Annotated in this window: 13 protein-coding genes; 11 read left to right on the forward strand and 2 right to left on the reverse strand. The window is 57.6% G+C overall.

The window, feature by feature from the left end:
- Nucleotides 1–229: 229 nt before the first annotated feature.
- Entirely contained in the window at nucleotides 230–697 is a 468-nt protein-coding gene (locus B0B52_RS13455) for an OsmC family protein (RefSeq protein ID WP_077594171.1), read from the forward strand.
- 73 nt (nucleotides 698–770) lie between these two features.
- On the opposite strand, the gene coq7 is transcribed toward B0B52_RS13455, so the two are convergent.
- Together coq7 and B0B52_RS13465 are read right to left on the reverse strand one after the other, a co-directional pair.
- Entirely contained in the window at nucleotides 771–1,388 is a 618-nt protein-coding gene (gene coq7 / locus B0B52_RS13460) for a 2-polyprenyl-3-methyl-6-methoxy-1,4-benzoquinone monooxygenase (protein WP_077594172.1), read from the reverse strand.
- Between the two features lie 15 nt (nucleotides 1,389–1,403).
- Nucleotides 1,404–1,727 carry a type II toxin-antitoxin system Phd/YefM family antitoxin gene (locus B0B52_RS13465; protein WP_077594173.1) on the reverse strand — a complete coding sequence of 108 codons (324 nt, stop codon included), beginning with the start codon at nucleotides 1,725–1,727 and terminating at the stop codon, nucleotides 1,404–1,406.
- 237 nt (nucleotides 1,728–1,964) lie between these two features.
- On the opposite strand from B0B52_RS13465, the gene B0B52_RS13470 reads away from it, so the two are divergent.
- The 10 genes from B0B52_RS13470 to B0B52_RS13515 all read left to right on the forward strand — a co-directional run.
- Nucleotides 1,965–3,284, forward strand: coding sequence for a porin (locus tag B0B52_RS13470; RefSeq protein WP_168173548.1), 1,320 nt, complete (start codon nucleotides 1,965–1,967; stop codon nucleotides 3,282–3,284).
- Nucleotides 3,285–3,389: 105 nt separating this feature from the next.
- Nucleotides 3,390–4,190, forward strand: a complete 801-nt coding sequence (locus B0B52_RS13475) for a DUF3047 domain-containing protein (protein WP_077594175.1) — start codon at nucleotides 3,390–3,392, stop codon at nucleotides 4,188–4,190.
- A 90-nt stretch (nucleotides 4,191–4,280) separates the two neighbouring features.
- A complete protein-coding gene (locus B0B52_RS13480; RefSeq protein WP_077594176.1) occupies nucleotides 4,281–5,861 on the forward strand; it encodes an ABC transporter substrate-binding protein in 1,581 nt (526 codons plus the stop codon).
- 128 nt (nucleotides 5,862–5,989) lie between these two features.
- Nucleotides 5,990–6,970, forward strand: a complete 981-nt coding sequence (locus tag B0B52_RS13485) for an ABC transporter permease (RefSeq protein WP_077594177.1) — start codon at nucleotides 5,990–5,992, stop codon at nucleotides 6,968–6,970.
- A complete protein-coding gene (locus B0B52_RS13490) occupies nucleotides 6,970–8,205 on the forward strand; it encodes a M20 aminoacylase family protein (protein WP_077594178.1) in 1,236 nt (411 codons plus the stop codon). The genes B0B52_RS13485 and B0B52_RS13490 overlap by 1 nt, the downstream gene beginning before the upstream one ends.
- Before the next feature lie 34 nt (nucleotides 8,206–8,239).
- Nucleotides 8,240–9,820, forward strand: a complete 1,581-nt coding sequence (locus B0B52_RS13495) for an ABC transporter substrate-binding protein (RefSeq protein ID WP_077594179.1) — start codon at nucleotides 8,240–8,242, stop codon at nucleotides 9,818–9,820.
- A 53-nt stretch (nucleotides 9,821–9,873) separates the two neighbouring features.
- Nucleotides 9,874–10,785, forward strand: a complete 912-nt coding sequence (locus B0B52_RS13500; protein WP_077594180.1) for an ABC transporter permease — start codon at nucleotides 9,874–9,876, stop codon at nucleotides 10,783–10,785.
- A gap of 108 nt (nucleotides 10,786–10,893) precedes the next feature.
- Nucleotides 10,894–11,871 (forward strand): ABC transporter ATP-binding protein, encoded by a 978-nt coding sequence (locus tag B0B52_RS13505; protein ID WP_077594181.1) that lies wholly within the window; start codon nucleotides 10,894–10,896, stop codon nucleotides 11,869–11,871.
- Between the two features lie 101 nt (nucleotides 11,872–11,972).
- Nucleotides 11,973–12,965, forward strand: a complete 993-nt coding sequence (locus B0B52_RS13510; RefSeq protein WP_254425708.1) for an ABC transporter ATP-binding protein — start codon at nucleotides 11,973–11,975, stop codon at nucleotides 12,963–12,965.
- A 165-nt stretch (nucleotides 12,966–13,130) separates the two neighbouring features.
- On the forward strand, nucleotides 13,131–13,395 hold a 265-nt coding region (locus tag B0B52_RS13515; protein WP_174575497.1), incomplete at its 3' end, for a benzoate/H(+) symporter BenE family transporter.

Raw genomic sequence — 13,395 nt, forward strand, 5'->3', positions numbered from 1 at the left:
GCCCAACATCATAGTGGGCAAGAAAAAAGGCCCAGACCTTGCGGTCTGGGCCTGTAAATCCACCCTTTCAGGGATGGAGGAGACAAGCTGTGCATGAAAACAAAAGTCTGTTCATGCGATGATTTCAGTATAGCGGAGGCATGTTGCACCGCAACAATGTTTTGTTGCGAAAAATAAACAAAAACCTCTATTTTTTGACGGTATTTCTGCTTTAAAGGGCGGGTGATTTATGGAATGCACAGTGAGCTGGACAGGCGCCAATGCGACCGCTGGAACAACAACTTCTGGCTCGGCCATGAGTTTTTTGGCCACAACGGGTAGCGGCCATACCCTGGTGATGGACGGCGCACCTGACGCGGCCAAACCGGAAAACGGCGGGGCCAACCTGGCGCCGCGGCCCATGGAAACAGTGCTGGCCGGAACGGGCGGCTGCACAGCCTACGACGTGGTGTTGATTCTCAAACGCGGCCGCCACGATGTGCGCGGCTGTACCGTCAAGCTGACCTCAGAACGGGCTGAAACCGACCCCAAGGTGTTCACCAAAATCCACATGCATTTTGTTGTGACCGGACGCGCCATTGCGGCCAGTGCGGTGGAGCGTGCCATTGCCATGAGCCATGACAAATACTGCTCGGCGACCATCATGCTTGGTAAGACGGCGGACATCATCACGAGTTTTGAGCTGATTGAGGGCTGATTCCCGGAAGCCAAGGCGAAAAATCAGGCGCTAATCCTTGTGTTTAAAGCGCAGATAGCTATAAAAACAATAGCTAAATATGATGCGCGGTGGTCGTCATGACCTTCGCGGCGCTCCGCATCAGCGCCCTGACAGGCGCAGGAAGGGCCAATGCGCCAGCGCTTTGCGCTTCTTGCGCGTGCCGGGCTTCATCGTCTTTCATTTGCGCCACGATGGCGCGTGACGCGTGGTCACCTGCAGGCAGGCGTTCGAGGTGACTGGCCAGATGTGCTTCGACTTGCCGCTCGGTTTCCACCACAAAACCCAGGCTGACCTTGTCCCCCAGTCTTCCCGCCAGTAAACCCATTCCGAAGGCGCCTGCGTACCACAGCGGGTTAAGGAGCGAGGGCCGGGCGCCTAGTTCATCCAGCCGCTCTCGCGTCCACGCGAGGTGATCGCCTTCTTCTTTGCTGGCTTCCAGGAACTGCTGACGCAATACGGGGTTGCGCGTGCTCAGCGCCTGCGAGGCGTAAAGCGCTTGCGCGCACACTTCGCCCACGTGGTTGATTCGCATGAGTGCACCAGCCAAAGCCTTCTCGGGAACGCTCAGTGCTGTGTCTTCCCCTGCGACGGTCGGGCAGGTGCGGCTTGCGCGTGGTTTGGCGAAGAGAGTGCGCAGAGCGCTGTCTGCGGCGTTGAGCAGGGCATCCATGGTGTGGCTTGTTGTTTATGGTTTGTCAGGCGGGAGTGGTGACAGTCTATCGAGTCGGGCCTCCAGCCGGAGCACGCGTTCGTCGAGGGATGTCTTTGGTGCGGTTGTTTCGGTCAGGGCAGCTGATAGTCCTCCGGTGGCGGCTTTGCCATGGGAAACGGGAAGCAGGCGCGCCACTTCCTGTCCGCGCCGGGTGATGCTGAAGGCTTCGCCTTGCTCAACAGCTGCGATAAGCCTGGAAAAATTCTGGTTTGCTTCGCGCAGCGAGACGTTCCGGTGTTTCATTGGGGTGTCCTGAGGCGCGGAATCGCATTTTTTTATCGAGTTCCAGCGATTCATAAATGTAGTACAAATTGTAGTACATGTGGTCAAAAAAACGTGTCGGGACGATGCTGGAAGTGGAGTTCTTTCTGTTGGCGTTATTTGTTGCAGGGGTGCAACGGAAATGCATTTATCAGGCTAATTCCTTTGCGAAAGCATTCAGCCTCTGGTGCAATACATACAACTTCCTAAATGGAGGTTGGCCCGGGGATCCAAAATCCTGGAGCCCTATGTTTAACCTTGGAGAAACTCGCAATGAAAAAATCCCTAGTCGCTTTGGCTGCGTTGGCCGTTATTGGCGCAGCTTCTGCTCAGTCTTCTGTGACCATGTACGGTGCCGTTGAGCCTACCGTTGACTTTGGTTACAAGAACAGAACCTCTACATCTGTCGACACCTTCAACGCTGCTGGCGTATTGACCGGCACAACCCGTACCCACACCGAGTACAAACCAGGTTTCCGCGTCAATGACGGTAACGACCAAGGTGCCGGCACTTCGCGTATCGGCTGGTTGGGTACTGAAGATCTGGGCGGCGGTCTGAAAGCCAAGTTCCAGTTGGAAATGGGTCTGCGTATTGATGACGGTTGTGTGACTGAAGCTGGCTCTGCTTGCTCCTCCGGTCAATCCGGCGGCAATCTGTTTGGCCGCAATGCATGGCTCGGTCTCGAAGGTGGCTTCGGTGAAGTCCGTATCGGCCGTCAAGTCTTGGGTTCTTTCGGCGTGCAAGGCAAGAGCTGGGCTGCTGGCTCCAGCAGCGGTTTGTATGAAGCCGGTGGTGTGACGACCGCTATGGGTGGCGTTCGTTTCGCTAATGCTATCAAGTACATCACACCTAACTTCGGTGGCTTCACAGGTACCGTGACTTTGGGCGCTCCAGAAGTCGCCGCTGGTGCTAACAACACTTCGGCAACAACTGCTGCCGGCATTGTTTCCACGACCGATGCTAAGTCCAAGACTGGCATTGACCTGGCACTTGAGTATGCCAATGGCCCTCTGTACGTCGGTGGCGGTTACAACCGTACCGGTTCCAACAGTGGCACCAACAACGGCTTGGCCGGTGTTCTGAATTCTGTGAACCGCACGGAAGCGCGCAGCAAGCAGCACACCCTCGGTGCTTCGTATGACTTCGGTGTCATCAAGCCATTCATCAACTACACACGTTCGAATGTTGATGCTTCTAACGTGACTGTCACCGGCGGTACTTCGGCTGCTGCTCTGGCAACTAACACACCAACCAAAGCCAAAGCCTGGACTCTGGGTCTGCGCGCTCCTATCGGCGCCGCTACCCTGATCGCTGCTTACGGCACCGAGAAGACCACTGGCGCTGGTACCGCTTTGACAGCTAGCGCTGTGACTGGTACACGTGCATTTGACGGCAAAGAGAAAGCATTCCAAATTGGTGCTCAGTATCCTTTGTCCAAGCGCACGCTGCTGGAAGTCAACTATGGCCAGTACAAGAACGACAACACCACGCGTGACACCACTCTCGCCGCTGGCGTGGTTACTGGCAGCACGCTGACCACGAGCAACAACAAGATCAGCGCTCTGAACTTCGGTATCAAGCACTCCTTCTAATTAGTAGCTGGCCTAGTGTCAGCTTCTATGAAGAAAGTTAAAAAGCCGCCTTCGGGCGGCTTTTTTCATGGAAATTCCGCATTGTTTCGCCCGTCGGAGAATTTGATGAAAAAACCTGCGTGGACAGGGATATCTGAAGGTGTAGCGTTGGCTGTTCTGCTGCAACTGGCTGCCTGCGGTTCCGTTAAACCTCTGCCAGGGGAGACTGTGCCGGAGGAGTTTGTGAGCGCCACCCCGTGGGCCGCCGAAGCTTCGACCAGTGCACCAGCAGCCTTTTCCGTACCTGCGCCCGTGTGGAAGCATTACTCTTTGCCGGGTAAACGGCCCAGCCAGTTCCGCTATGTCCGCAAGGACGGCCGCGATGCGATGGCTGCTACCTCTCAATCCTCTGCGAGCATGCTGCGCAAGGAGATTCGCATTGAGCCAGCCGAGTTGGCTGCAGTGCGGTTTTCGTGGAAAGTGCCTGAGTTGATAGCGCAGGCTGATATGGCTTTGCGCGAAGCAGATGATTCACCGGTTCGTATAGTGTTGATGTTTGAGGGCGACCGCAGCAAGTTTTCCAGTAAAAACGCCATGTTGTCCGAGCTTGCGCGGGCCCTGACGGGTGAAGAGCTTCCGTACGCCACTTTGATGTATGTGTGGTGTAACACGCGGCCTGCCGGTTCCGTGATTCTCAATCCACGTACCGACCGCATACGCAAACTGGTGGTCGAGTCTGGCGCCGGCAAGTTGCAGCAGTGGGTGGACTACGAGCGCAACATCCGTGCGGACTACAAAGCTGCTTTTGGTGAAGAACCTGGCGCGCTGGTCGGCATTGGCATCATGACGGACAGTGACAACACGCGCTCACAGACCAAATCCTGGTACGGGCCTGTCACCGTCGGGACTGCCAAGCACATGAAGTAGCCGCCTTCCGCCTGTTGTGAAGGAAACCCCTGATGCCTCCCCGGCCTGCTTATTGCATAGTAGCGGTCTTTCAACCCGATGAGGTGTTTTATGAAATTCAAACTGGCACTGTGTTCCGCTGCCGCAATGGCGGTCATGTTGGGTGCACCAGCCGCTAACGCCAAGACCTTCAAGTGGTCCAGCGCGAGCGACATCCCGACGTTCGATATTCATTCGCAAAACAATGCACTGGGCAACGGCGTTCACTCCTCTGTCTATGACTCGCTGGTCTACTACAACAGCCGCACTTTCAAGGTCGAACCGGTCCTGGCGACTTCCTGGCGCGAGGTTTCTCCGACCCAGATGCGCTTTACCCTGCGCAGTGGGGTGAAGTTCAGCGACGGGACGCCGCTAACGGCTGACGATGTGGTTTTTTCATTGCTCCGCGCAATGACCAAAACCTCCAACTATGCGGTGTATACCCAGGGTATCGACAAGGTGGTCAAGGTCAATGACTCGACTGTGGATATCCTGATGAAGGGACCGAATCCAGTCCTGCTTAACCAGTTGACTGAGCTGCGCATCATGAGCAAGGCCTGGGCGGAGAAGAACAAATCGGTCGAGCCGAAGGACATCAAGGCCAAGGACGAAACCTTTGCGCACCGCAACGCCATGGGTACAGGCCCTTTCATGGTCAAGGAATGGCAGCCCGACCAAAAGCTTGTTCTGGTTGCCAACCCCAACTACTGGGGCAAGACCGAATCCAATGTGACGGAAATTATCTACACCCCAATCAAGTCGGAAGCGACCCGCGTCGCTGCCCTGTTGTCGGGTGAGGTCGACTTTGTTCTCGACCCCAGCATTCAGGATCTGGGGCGCCTGCGCAGCACCGGAAATCTCAAGGTGATTGACGGCGTTGAGAACCGCACAATTTTCTTCGGCATGGATCAGTTCCGTGACGAATTGCCGGGCTCCAATATCAAGGGGAAGAATCCGCTAAAGGACCAGCGGGTACGGATGGCACTGTATCAAGCCATCGACATCAATGCCATCAACCGCGTGACCATGCGTGGCTTGAGCCAGCCAACGGGCGCCATCGTTGCACCGCAGGTCAACGGTTGGTCCGAAGGTGTGCATAAGCGCCACCCCTATGACCCGGAAGCCTCGAAGAAGTTGCTCGCCCAGGCCGGCTACCCCAACGGTTTTGAGGTGGACTTTGCCTGCCCGAACAACCGCTATATCAACGACGAAGAGATTTGCCAGGCGGTCACTGCCATGTGGGCCCGCGCCGGCGTGAAGGCCAAGTTGCGTACCCTGCCGCTTGTGACCTATTTCCCGATGATCCAGCGCTACGAAGCCAGCATCTACATGCTGGGATGGGGCGTTCCAACCTTCGATGGACTCTACAGCCTGCAATCCTTGACGCGAACTGTAGGCACCGGCGGAGACGGCAATTACAACGTAGGCCGTTACAGCAACCAGCGGATGGACTACATCGTTGACCGAGTGAAGGTAGAGACCGATTTACCGGTGCGCAATCGTTTGCTGACCGAGGCCCTACAGCTGTCAAACGACACGGTTTCCCATATTCCACTGCACAACCAGATCATTCCCTGGGCAATGAAAAAGAACATTGATGTGGTTCATCGCGCCGACAACCGGCTCGACTGGAGACTGATCAAGGTCAATTAAGGGCCATCAAAAAAGAGGGTCTTTCGGGACCCTTTTTTCTGCAAATTATCTTTAGGCCTAAAGGAAATCCCGGTATCGGCACAGTGCTTGCTCTGCTAGCATGAGCACTCGCTAAAAATCATATTCCGATGTTCGCATTTATTCTTCGTCGTCTGCTTCAGGCAGTGATCGTGATGATCAGCGTGGCCTTTATTGCATTCATGCTGTTCCAGTATGTCGGCGACCCGGTGGTGTTTCTTCTCGGCCAGGATGCCAGGCCCGATCAGATTGCGCAGCTGCGCGCCGATCTGGGGCTGGACCAGCCCTTTTTCGTGCAGTTCGGCCACTTTCTGGTTAACGCCGCGCAGGGTGAGTTCGGCTTGAGCCTGCGGCAAGGCGCCAAAGTTTCCCGCCTGATTGCAGAGCGCTTTCCCGCCACGCTGGAGTTGGCCCTCGTGGCAGCTTTTCTGGCGCTGTTGATCGGGGTCCCCATGGGGGTGTACGCTGCATTGCGCCGTGGAACCGTTCTGAGCCAGGTGCTGATGATGGTCTCGTTGCTGGGCGTGTCACTGCCCACATTCCTGATCGGTATTTTGCTGATATTGTTCTTCGCTGTCGGATTGGGCTGGTTCCCAAGTTTTGGGCGAGGCGAGGTCGTGCAGATGGGCTGGTGGAGCAGTGGCCTGCTGACGGCCAAGGGATGGCATCACATTGTCCTGCCTGCGGTCACGTTGGCCATCTTCCAGCTCACGCTGATCATGCGGCTGGTTCGTGCAGAGATGCTCGAGGTACTGCGAACTGACTACATCAAATTCGCGCGGGCGCGTGGGCTGTCCAACCGCGCCATTCATTTCGGGCATGCACTCAAGAACACCCTGGTTCCAGTGCTGACGATCACCGGCCTCCAACTCGGCGGTTTGATCGCCTTTGCCATCATCACCGAGACAGTTTTCCAGTGGCCCGGAATGGGGCTGTTGTTCATCCAGGCGGTGACTTTCGCCGACATTCCGGTGATGGCCGCCTATCTTTGCCTGATCGCATTGATATTTGTAGTTATCAACCTCGTGGTTGACCTGCTGTATTTTGCAGTTGATCCACGCCTGCGCATCAGCAATGCGGGAGGCCACTGATGCTGGCTCCCCGATCCCCGACACTCAAGGCCCGGGGCCGTGTATTTGCGCAGATTGCGGAATTCCACCCGGAGTTGACCGCCTTTCGCCGCGACCTGCATGCTCACCCTGAACTCGGCTTCGAAGAGGTCTACACCGGCGCCCGTGTTAGGGAAGCGCTGGAGCGCTGTGGTGTGGACGAAGTGCATACCGGCATTGGGAAAACCGGCCTGGTCGCCGTCATCAAGGGTCGGCAGCATACCGGCGGCAAGATGATCGGCCTGCGGGCCGACATGGACGCCTTGCTCATGACAGAGCACAACGAATTTGCCTGGAAATCCTCGCGTACCGGGCTGATGCATGGCTGCGGTCACGACGGGCACACGGCCATGCTGGTGGGTGCCGCGCGCTACCTGGCTGCAACGCGTAATTTTGATGGCACAGCCGTCCTGATTTTTCAGCCAGGTGAAGAAGGTTTCGCCGGCGCCCGCGTCATGATCGAAGACGGACTGTTTGACCGCTTTCCGGTGGAGGCGGTGTACGGTATGCACAACTGGCCCTCCATGAAACCGGGCACCGTGGGCATCAACCCGGGCCCAATGATGGCCGCGGCTGACCGCATCACCATTGACATCACCGGTCGCGGCGGCCATGGGGCCCATGCCTACATGACGGTTGATCCGGTGCTGGTGGCAGGCCACATCATCACGGCGGTCCAGAGCATCGTTTCGCGCAACGTCAAGCCCATCGACAGCGCGGTGATCAGCCTGTGTGCCATGCATGCCGGCGATCTGGGCGCCATGAGTGTGGTGCCGGGAAAAGCAACGCTGGTGGGCACGGTACGCACTTTCAGTCCTGAGGTGCAGGACATGATAGAGCGGCGCCTCAACGAGCTGTGCAGTGCCATCGCGCTGGGCTTTGGTGCCACGGCCTCCGTCAACTACGAGCGCATCTACCCCGCTACCATCAATTCGGAAAATGAAGCCATGTTTGCTGCCGACGTGGCCGAAGCCATGCTGGGGGTTGATCACGTTGTGCGTGACATGGAGCCCAGCATGGGCGCCGAAGATTTTTCGTTCATGCTGCAAGTCAAGCCCGGGGCCTATATGCGTATTGGGCAGGGCGCAGAAAACGGTGTGGGCAGCTGTTTCCTGCACAACAGCCGCTATGACTTCAATGACGACATCCTGCCGCTGGGTGCCGCTTTGCATGCAGGCCTGGTGGAGCAATCCATGCCTTTATCCATATCCGTGTAGACCAGAAACTATTTCATTCAACAGGAGCATTCCCATGAACTTCAAGAAAAAAGCGACGTTGGCCCTTATTGGCTCTGCACTTGCTGCTACAAGTTTTGTAGCGTCCGCGCAAACGGTGCGAATCGCCAATCAGGGCGACGCGCTATCGATGGATCCGCATTCGCTCAATGAATCGCTGCAACTGAGTGTCACGGGCAACGTGTACGAAGGTCTGGTGGGACGCAACAAGGATCTGAGCCTGGCGCCTGGCTTGGCCACCTCCTGGCGTCAGATCTCACCGACGGTATGGCGCTTTGAGCTTCGCAAAGGGGTGTTGTTCCATGATGGCACGCCGTTTACTGCCGACGATGTCTTGTTCTCGTTGGCCCGTACCCAGGTCGAAGGCTCGGACATGAAGAGCTACACCAACGACTTCAAGGAAGTTCGCAAGGTTAATGATTTCACGGTTGATGTGGAAACCAAGACGGCGTTCCCGATCCTGCCGGACGTGCTCACACTGGTCTACATCATGAGCAAGAAGTGGAGCGAAACCAACCAGGCAACCCGGCCGGTGGATCGCCGCAAAGGAATCGAAAACGCAGCCTCGTTCCGTACCAATGGCACCGGTCCCTACCGGTTGCGCGAGCGCCAGCCGAACGTGCGTAGCACTTTTACTCGCAACGGCAACTACTGGGGCAAGATTGACGGCAACGTACAGGATGTCGTCTTTACGCCAATCAGCAACGACCCGACTCGCGTTGCAGCCCTGCTGTCCGGAGAGGTTGATGTGATGGAGCCGGTGCCGGTGCAGGACGTTGCTCGTGTCAATGCAAGTGCCGGTGCCCGTGCTGTCACGGGTCCTGAAATGCGCACCATTTTCCTGGGCATGGACCAGAAACGCGATGAACTTCAGTATTCCAGTGTCAAGGGAAAGAATCCGTTCAAGGACAAACGTGTGCGCCAGGCTTTTTACCAGGCGATTGATATCGAAGGCATCAAGCGTACTGTGATGCGGGGCGCAGCCAATCCGTCGGCGTTGATGGTGGGCCCTGGCATCAACGGTTTCTTGCCTGACATCAAGCGCTTGCCCTTTGACCCCGAGGCTTCCAGGAAGTTGTTGGCCGAAGCCGGTTACCCAAGCGGGTTCGAGGTCACGATGAATTGCCCGAACGACCGTTATGTCAATGACGGACAAATTTGCGAGGCGGTGGCAGCCAATCTGTCACGGGTAGGCATCAAAATCAACTTGGCCGCCGAGACCAAGGGCACTTATTTCCCCAAAGTACTGCGCCGCGATACCAGCTTTTATATGCTCGGTTGGACGCCGTCGACTTACGATTCTCACAATGCGCTTAACGCGCTGATGGTTTGCGTTGACGACAAGGGTGCCGGGCAGTTCAATCTGGGTTCTTACTGCAACCCCAAGGTTGACCAACTCACCAAAGCCATCCAGTCGGAAACCGACAAGACCAAACGTGGAGCCATGATCAAAGAAGCGTTTGATCTTCACGCTGCCGACATCGGCCACCTGCCGCTACACCAGCAGGCATTGGCTTGGGGTGTCAGCAAGAAGGTGGACTTGGTCCAGCTCGCCGACAACTTCATGTTCTTCAAGTGGATCACCGTCAAGAAATAATCGTGTGATTCGAGGAAGGCCATGCTCGGTACGGCCTTCCTCTCCACTAAACCATGAATAAATTATTTGCCGGCTGGCTTGACGGCGACGTTGCCTACAGTTTTCGCACCTCTCCAGTGGCAATGGCTGCAGCTGCGGTTGCCCTGATCTGCATTTTCTGTTCGGTTTTTGCGGGCTTTGTTGCTCCGCACAATCCGTTTGACCTGACCACGCTCGAACTCAGTGATGCGCGTCTGCCTCCAGCTTGGTCGTCTGAGGGCTCGAGCAAGTACTTGCTGGGCACTGACGACCAGGGCCGGGACATTTTGTCTGCTCTGATGTATGGTGCCCGCGTGTCCCTGGCGGTTGGTTTCGCCTCCGTGATCTTGTCGGTCGTGTTCGGTGTTGGCTTGGGGCTGCTTGCCGGTTTCTATGGCGGCTGGATTGATTCGGCCTTGATGCGCTTGTGCGACGTGATGTTGTCTTTCCCAGCTATCCTGGTCGCTTTGCTGATTGCGGGGGTCGGCAGAGCGCTCTTTCCCAATGCGCAGGATTCGCTGGCGCTGGGTGTGCTGATTATCTCCATCACGTTGACAGGCTGGGTGCAGTACGCCCGAACGGTACGGGGTTCAACCCTGGTCGAGCGCAATAAGGAATATGTGCAGGCCGCGCGTGTGACGGGTGTGACGCCTTTGCGCATCATGCGTCGCCATGTGCTGCCCAATGTGATGGGGCCCGTTCTTGTGCTGGCCACCATCCAGGTGGCCACCGCTATCATCACCGAGGCCACCTTGTCCTTTCTGGGTGTCGGCGCGCCGCCGACTTCGCCTTCACTGGGCACATTGATCCGCATCGGCAACGACTACCTGTTCTCGGGCGAGTGGTGGATCACGGTGTTTCCCGGCGCCATGCTGGTGATGATTTCGCTCAGCGTTAACTTGCTGGGTGACTGGCTGCGCGACGCGCTCAACCCGAGACTAAGATGACACCCCCGAAGCAGCCTGCGGCCGCCTCCCCCTCGAGGGGGCGCCACCAGCGGCCCGGCAAAGCCGGTTCCGCGGTGGCTGTTTGAACAGAACCCACCGGTCTAATCAATGAGCCTCTTACAAGTCAAAAACCTGATCGTCGAGTTCCCCGGACGCCGCGGTACGCTGCGGGCGCTGGACGATATTTCGTTCGATATCGCGCCAGGGGAAATCCTCGGCGTGGTGGGGGAGTCGGGCGCCGGCAAGTCGCTGACAGGTGCTGCCATCATCGGTTTGCTGGAGCCGCCAGGCCGCATCGGCGGCGGGCAGATCCTCCTGGAGGGCGAGCGAATCGACAATCTGCCGTACGAAAAGATGCGCCACATCCGGGGACGCAGGATTGGCGCGATCTTTCAGGATCCGCTGACTTCGTTGAACCCTCTGTACACGGTTGGTAGGCAACTGATCGAGACCATACAAACGCATTTGCCGGTCAGCGCGGCCGAAGCGCGCCAACGCGCCATTTCGCTGTTGCAGGACACCGGCATTCCCGCGGCTGAACAGCGCATTGAACACTACCCGCACCAGTTCTCGGGCGGCATGCGCCAGCGTGTGGTGATTGCCCTGGCGCTGGCCGCCGAGCCCAAGCTGATTGTTGCCGACGAGCCGACGACCGCGCTTGACGTGTCCATCCAGGCGCAGATCATCATGCTGCTTAAAAACATTTGCAAGAAACGCGGCGCCGCCGTGATGCTGATCACCCACGACATGGGTGTGATCGCCGAAACCTGTGATCGTGTTGCCGTGATGTACGCCGGCAGAATTGCCGAAATCGGTCCGGTTCATGAAGTCATCAACCACCCGGCGCATCCTTACACCGCAGGGTTGATGGCCGCCATCCCCGACATCACCCTGGACCGCGAGCGGCTCAACCAAATTGATGGTGCGATGCCCCGCCTGAACGCTATCCCGACCGGCTGCGCGTACAACCCGCGCTGCCCCCAGGTGTTTGACCGCTGCCGGCAGGAAAGGCCTGAACTGCTGCCTGCGGGCGCGACGCGTGCCGCATGTTGGCTGCATGATCTTCCCGTGGGAGTAGCCGCATGAGTGCCGGTGATGTGACAAATACAGGAGAGAAATTTTCCGCCGGGCCGTCCCAAGGAAAATTGGCCCCCTCGGGGGGCAGCGTATTACACGAAGTGAAAAGAGTGGGGGCTTTTGTTCAGGCGTATGACCTGGCGAAAACTTTTGACGTTTCTCCGCCCTGGCTCAACCGGGTGCTTGAAGGCAAACCGCGGCTGATGCTGAACGCCGTTGACGGCGTAAGTTTCGAGATTGAAAAAGGCAAGACGCTGGCGCTGGTGGGGGAGTCGGGCTGCGGTAAAAGCACGGTGGCCAGGCTGTTGGTGGGCCTTTACGAGCCGACGCGCGGAGGTCTGACTTTTGATGGCCAGGACGCACACGCCGCCTTCAAGACGCCGCAAGGCCGGCAGCTTCGCCGCCGCATCCAGATGATCTTCCAGGACCCGTACGCCAGCCTGAACCCGCGCTGGATCGTCGAGGACATCGTTGGTGAGCCACTGCGAGAACACGGCTTGATCACGGACGAAGCGGAGCTCAAGGCCAAGGTGGGCGAGTTGCTCAAGTCGGTAGGGCTTTCGCCGCTGGACATGGTCAAGTACCCACACCAATTTTCTGGCGGCCAACGCCAGCGTATTTCGATTGCCCGGGCACTGGCCACTGAGCCCGAATTTCTGGTGTGCGACGAGCCGACATCTGCGCTCGACGTGAGCGTGCAGGCGCAGGTGCTCAACATCATGAAAGACCTGCAGCGCGCGCGCGGGCTCACGTATCTGTTCATTTCGCATAATCTGGCTGTAGTGCGCCACGTCAGCGATCAAGTGGGCGTGATGTACCTGGGCCGGTTGGTGGAGTTGGCTGACAAGCAGACGCTGTTTGCTGCGCCAAGGCATCCTTATACGCGGATGTTGCTGGACGCGATTCCAAAAATGCACGACATCGGCCGGGACCGGACACCGGTGCAGGGCGAGGTGCCCAATCCGCTGAACCCACCGACAGGCTGCACATTTCACCCGCGCTGCCCGCATGTCAATGACCGTTGCCGTGCGGAGCGGCCGCAGCTTCTGAGCATCCAGGGGGTGAAGATTGCCTGCCATGCTGTGGAAGAAGGACGCATTTAGTTGCTACTGTTTTTGTAGCTGCTTGCGTTCGTGAAATAAGGGTTGGGAGCCTTTTTCTTGATGGAGCGGGTTTTTCTGCGTCACGCTGTACTTGTGGTCTGCTCTGGACAGTAGGTGCAGCGTGATGCCTCATGCTCCTCAAGCAATCCTGCCAAAATCCCCAGCATGCAATTCTTCAAAGACCTCAACCTCTCAGCATTCACAGCCGGCTTCGTCGCCGTGCTCGTAGGCTTCACGAGCTCCGTCGCCATCGTGTTCCAGGCGGCACAGGCCTTCAACGCCACGCCGGAGCAGATCAGCTCGTGGATGTGGGCATTGGGTTTGGGTATGGGGCTGTGCTCTGCCTTTCCATCGCTGTGGCTGAAAAAGCCGGTCATGGTGGCCTGGTCCACGCCGGGGGCGGCGGTGCTGGCCACCGGCATCACCGAGA

Origin of the sequence: Polaromonas sp. A23 (genome assembly GCF_002001015.1) — a bacterium.
GTDB lineage: Bacteria > Pseudomonadota > Gammaproteobacteria > Burkholderiales > Burkholderiaceae_C > Polaromonas.

Excerpts from the sequence above, each read along its gene's own strand:
- B0B52_RS13495 (WP_077594179.1), top strand. The coding sequence starts at position 8,240 with ATGAACTTCAAGAAAAAAGCGACGTTGGCCCTTATTGGCTCTGCACTT.
- B0B52_RS13505 (WP_077594181.1), top strand. The coding sequence starts at position 10,894 with ATGAGCCTCTTACAAGTCAAAAACCTGATCGTCGAGTTCCCCGGACGC.
- B0B52_RS13455 (WP_077594171.1), top strand. The coding sequence starts at position 230 with ATGGAATGCACAGTGAGCTGGACAGGCGCCAATGCGACCGCTGGAACA.
- B0B52_RS13480 (WP_077594176.1), top strand. The coding sequence starts at position 4,281 with ATGAAATTCAAACTGGCACTGTGTTCCGCTGCCGCAATGGCGGTCATG.
- coq7 (WP_077594172.1), bottom strand. The coding sequence starts at position 1,388 with ATGGATGCCCTGCTCAACGCCGCAGACAGCGCTCTGCGCACTCTCTTC.
- B0B52_RS13465 (WP_077594173.1), bottom strand. The coding sequence starts at position 1,727 with ATGAATCGCTGGAACTCGATAAAAAAATGCGATTCCGCGCCTCAGGAC.
- B0B52_RS13500 (WP_077594180.1), top strand. The coding sequence starts at position 9,874 with ATGAATAAATTATTTGCCGGCTGGCTTGACGGCGACGTTGCCTACAGT.
- B0B52_RS13475 (WP_077594175.1), top strand. The coding sequence starts at position 3,390 with ATGAAAAAACCTGCGTGGACAGGGATATCTGAAGGTGTAGCGTTGGCT.
- B0B52_RS13485 (WP_077594177.1), top strand. The coding sequence starts at position 5,990 with ATGTTCGCATTTATTCTTCGTCGTCTGCTTCAGGCAGTGATCGTGATG.
- B0B52_RS13490 (WP_077594178.1), top strand. The coding sequence starts at position 6,970 with ATGCTGGCTCCCCGATCCCCGACACTCAAGGCCCGGGGCCGTGTATTT.
- B0B52_RS13470 (WP_168173548.1), top strand. The coding sequence starts at position 1,965 with ATGAAAAAATCCCTAGTCGCTTTGGCTGCGTTGGCCGTTATTGGCGCA.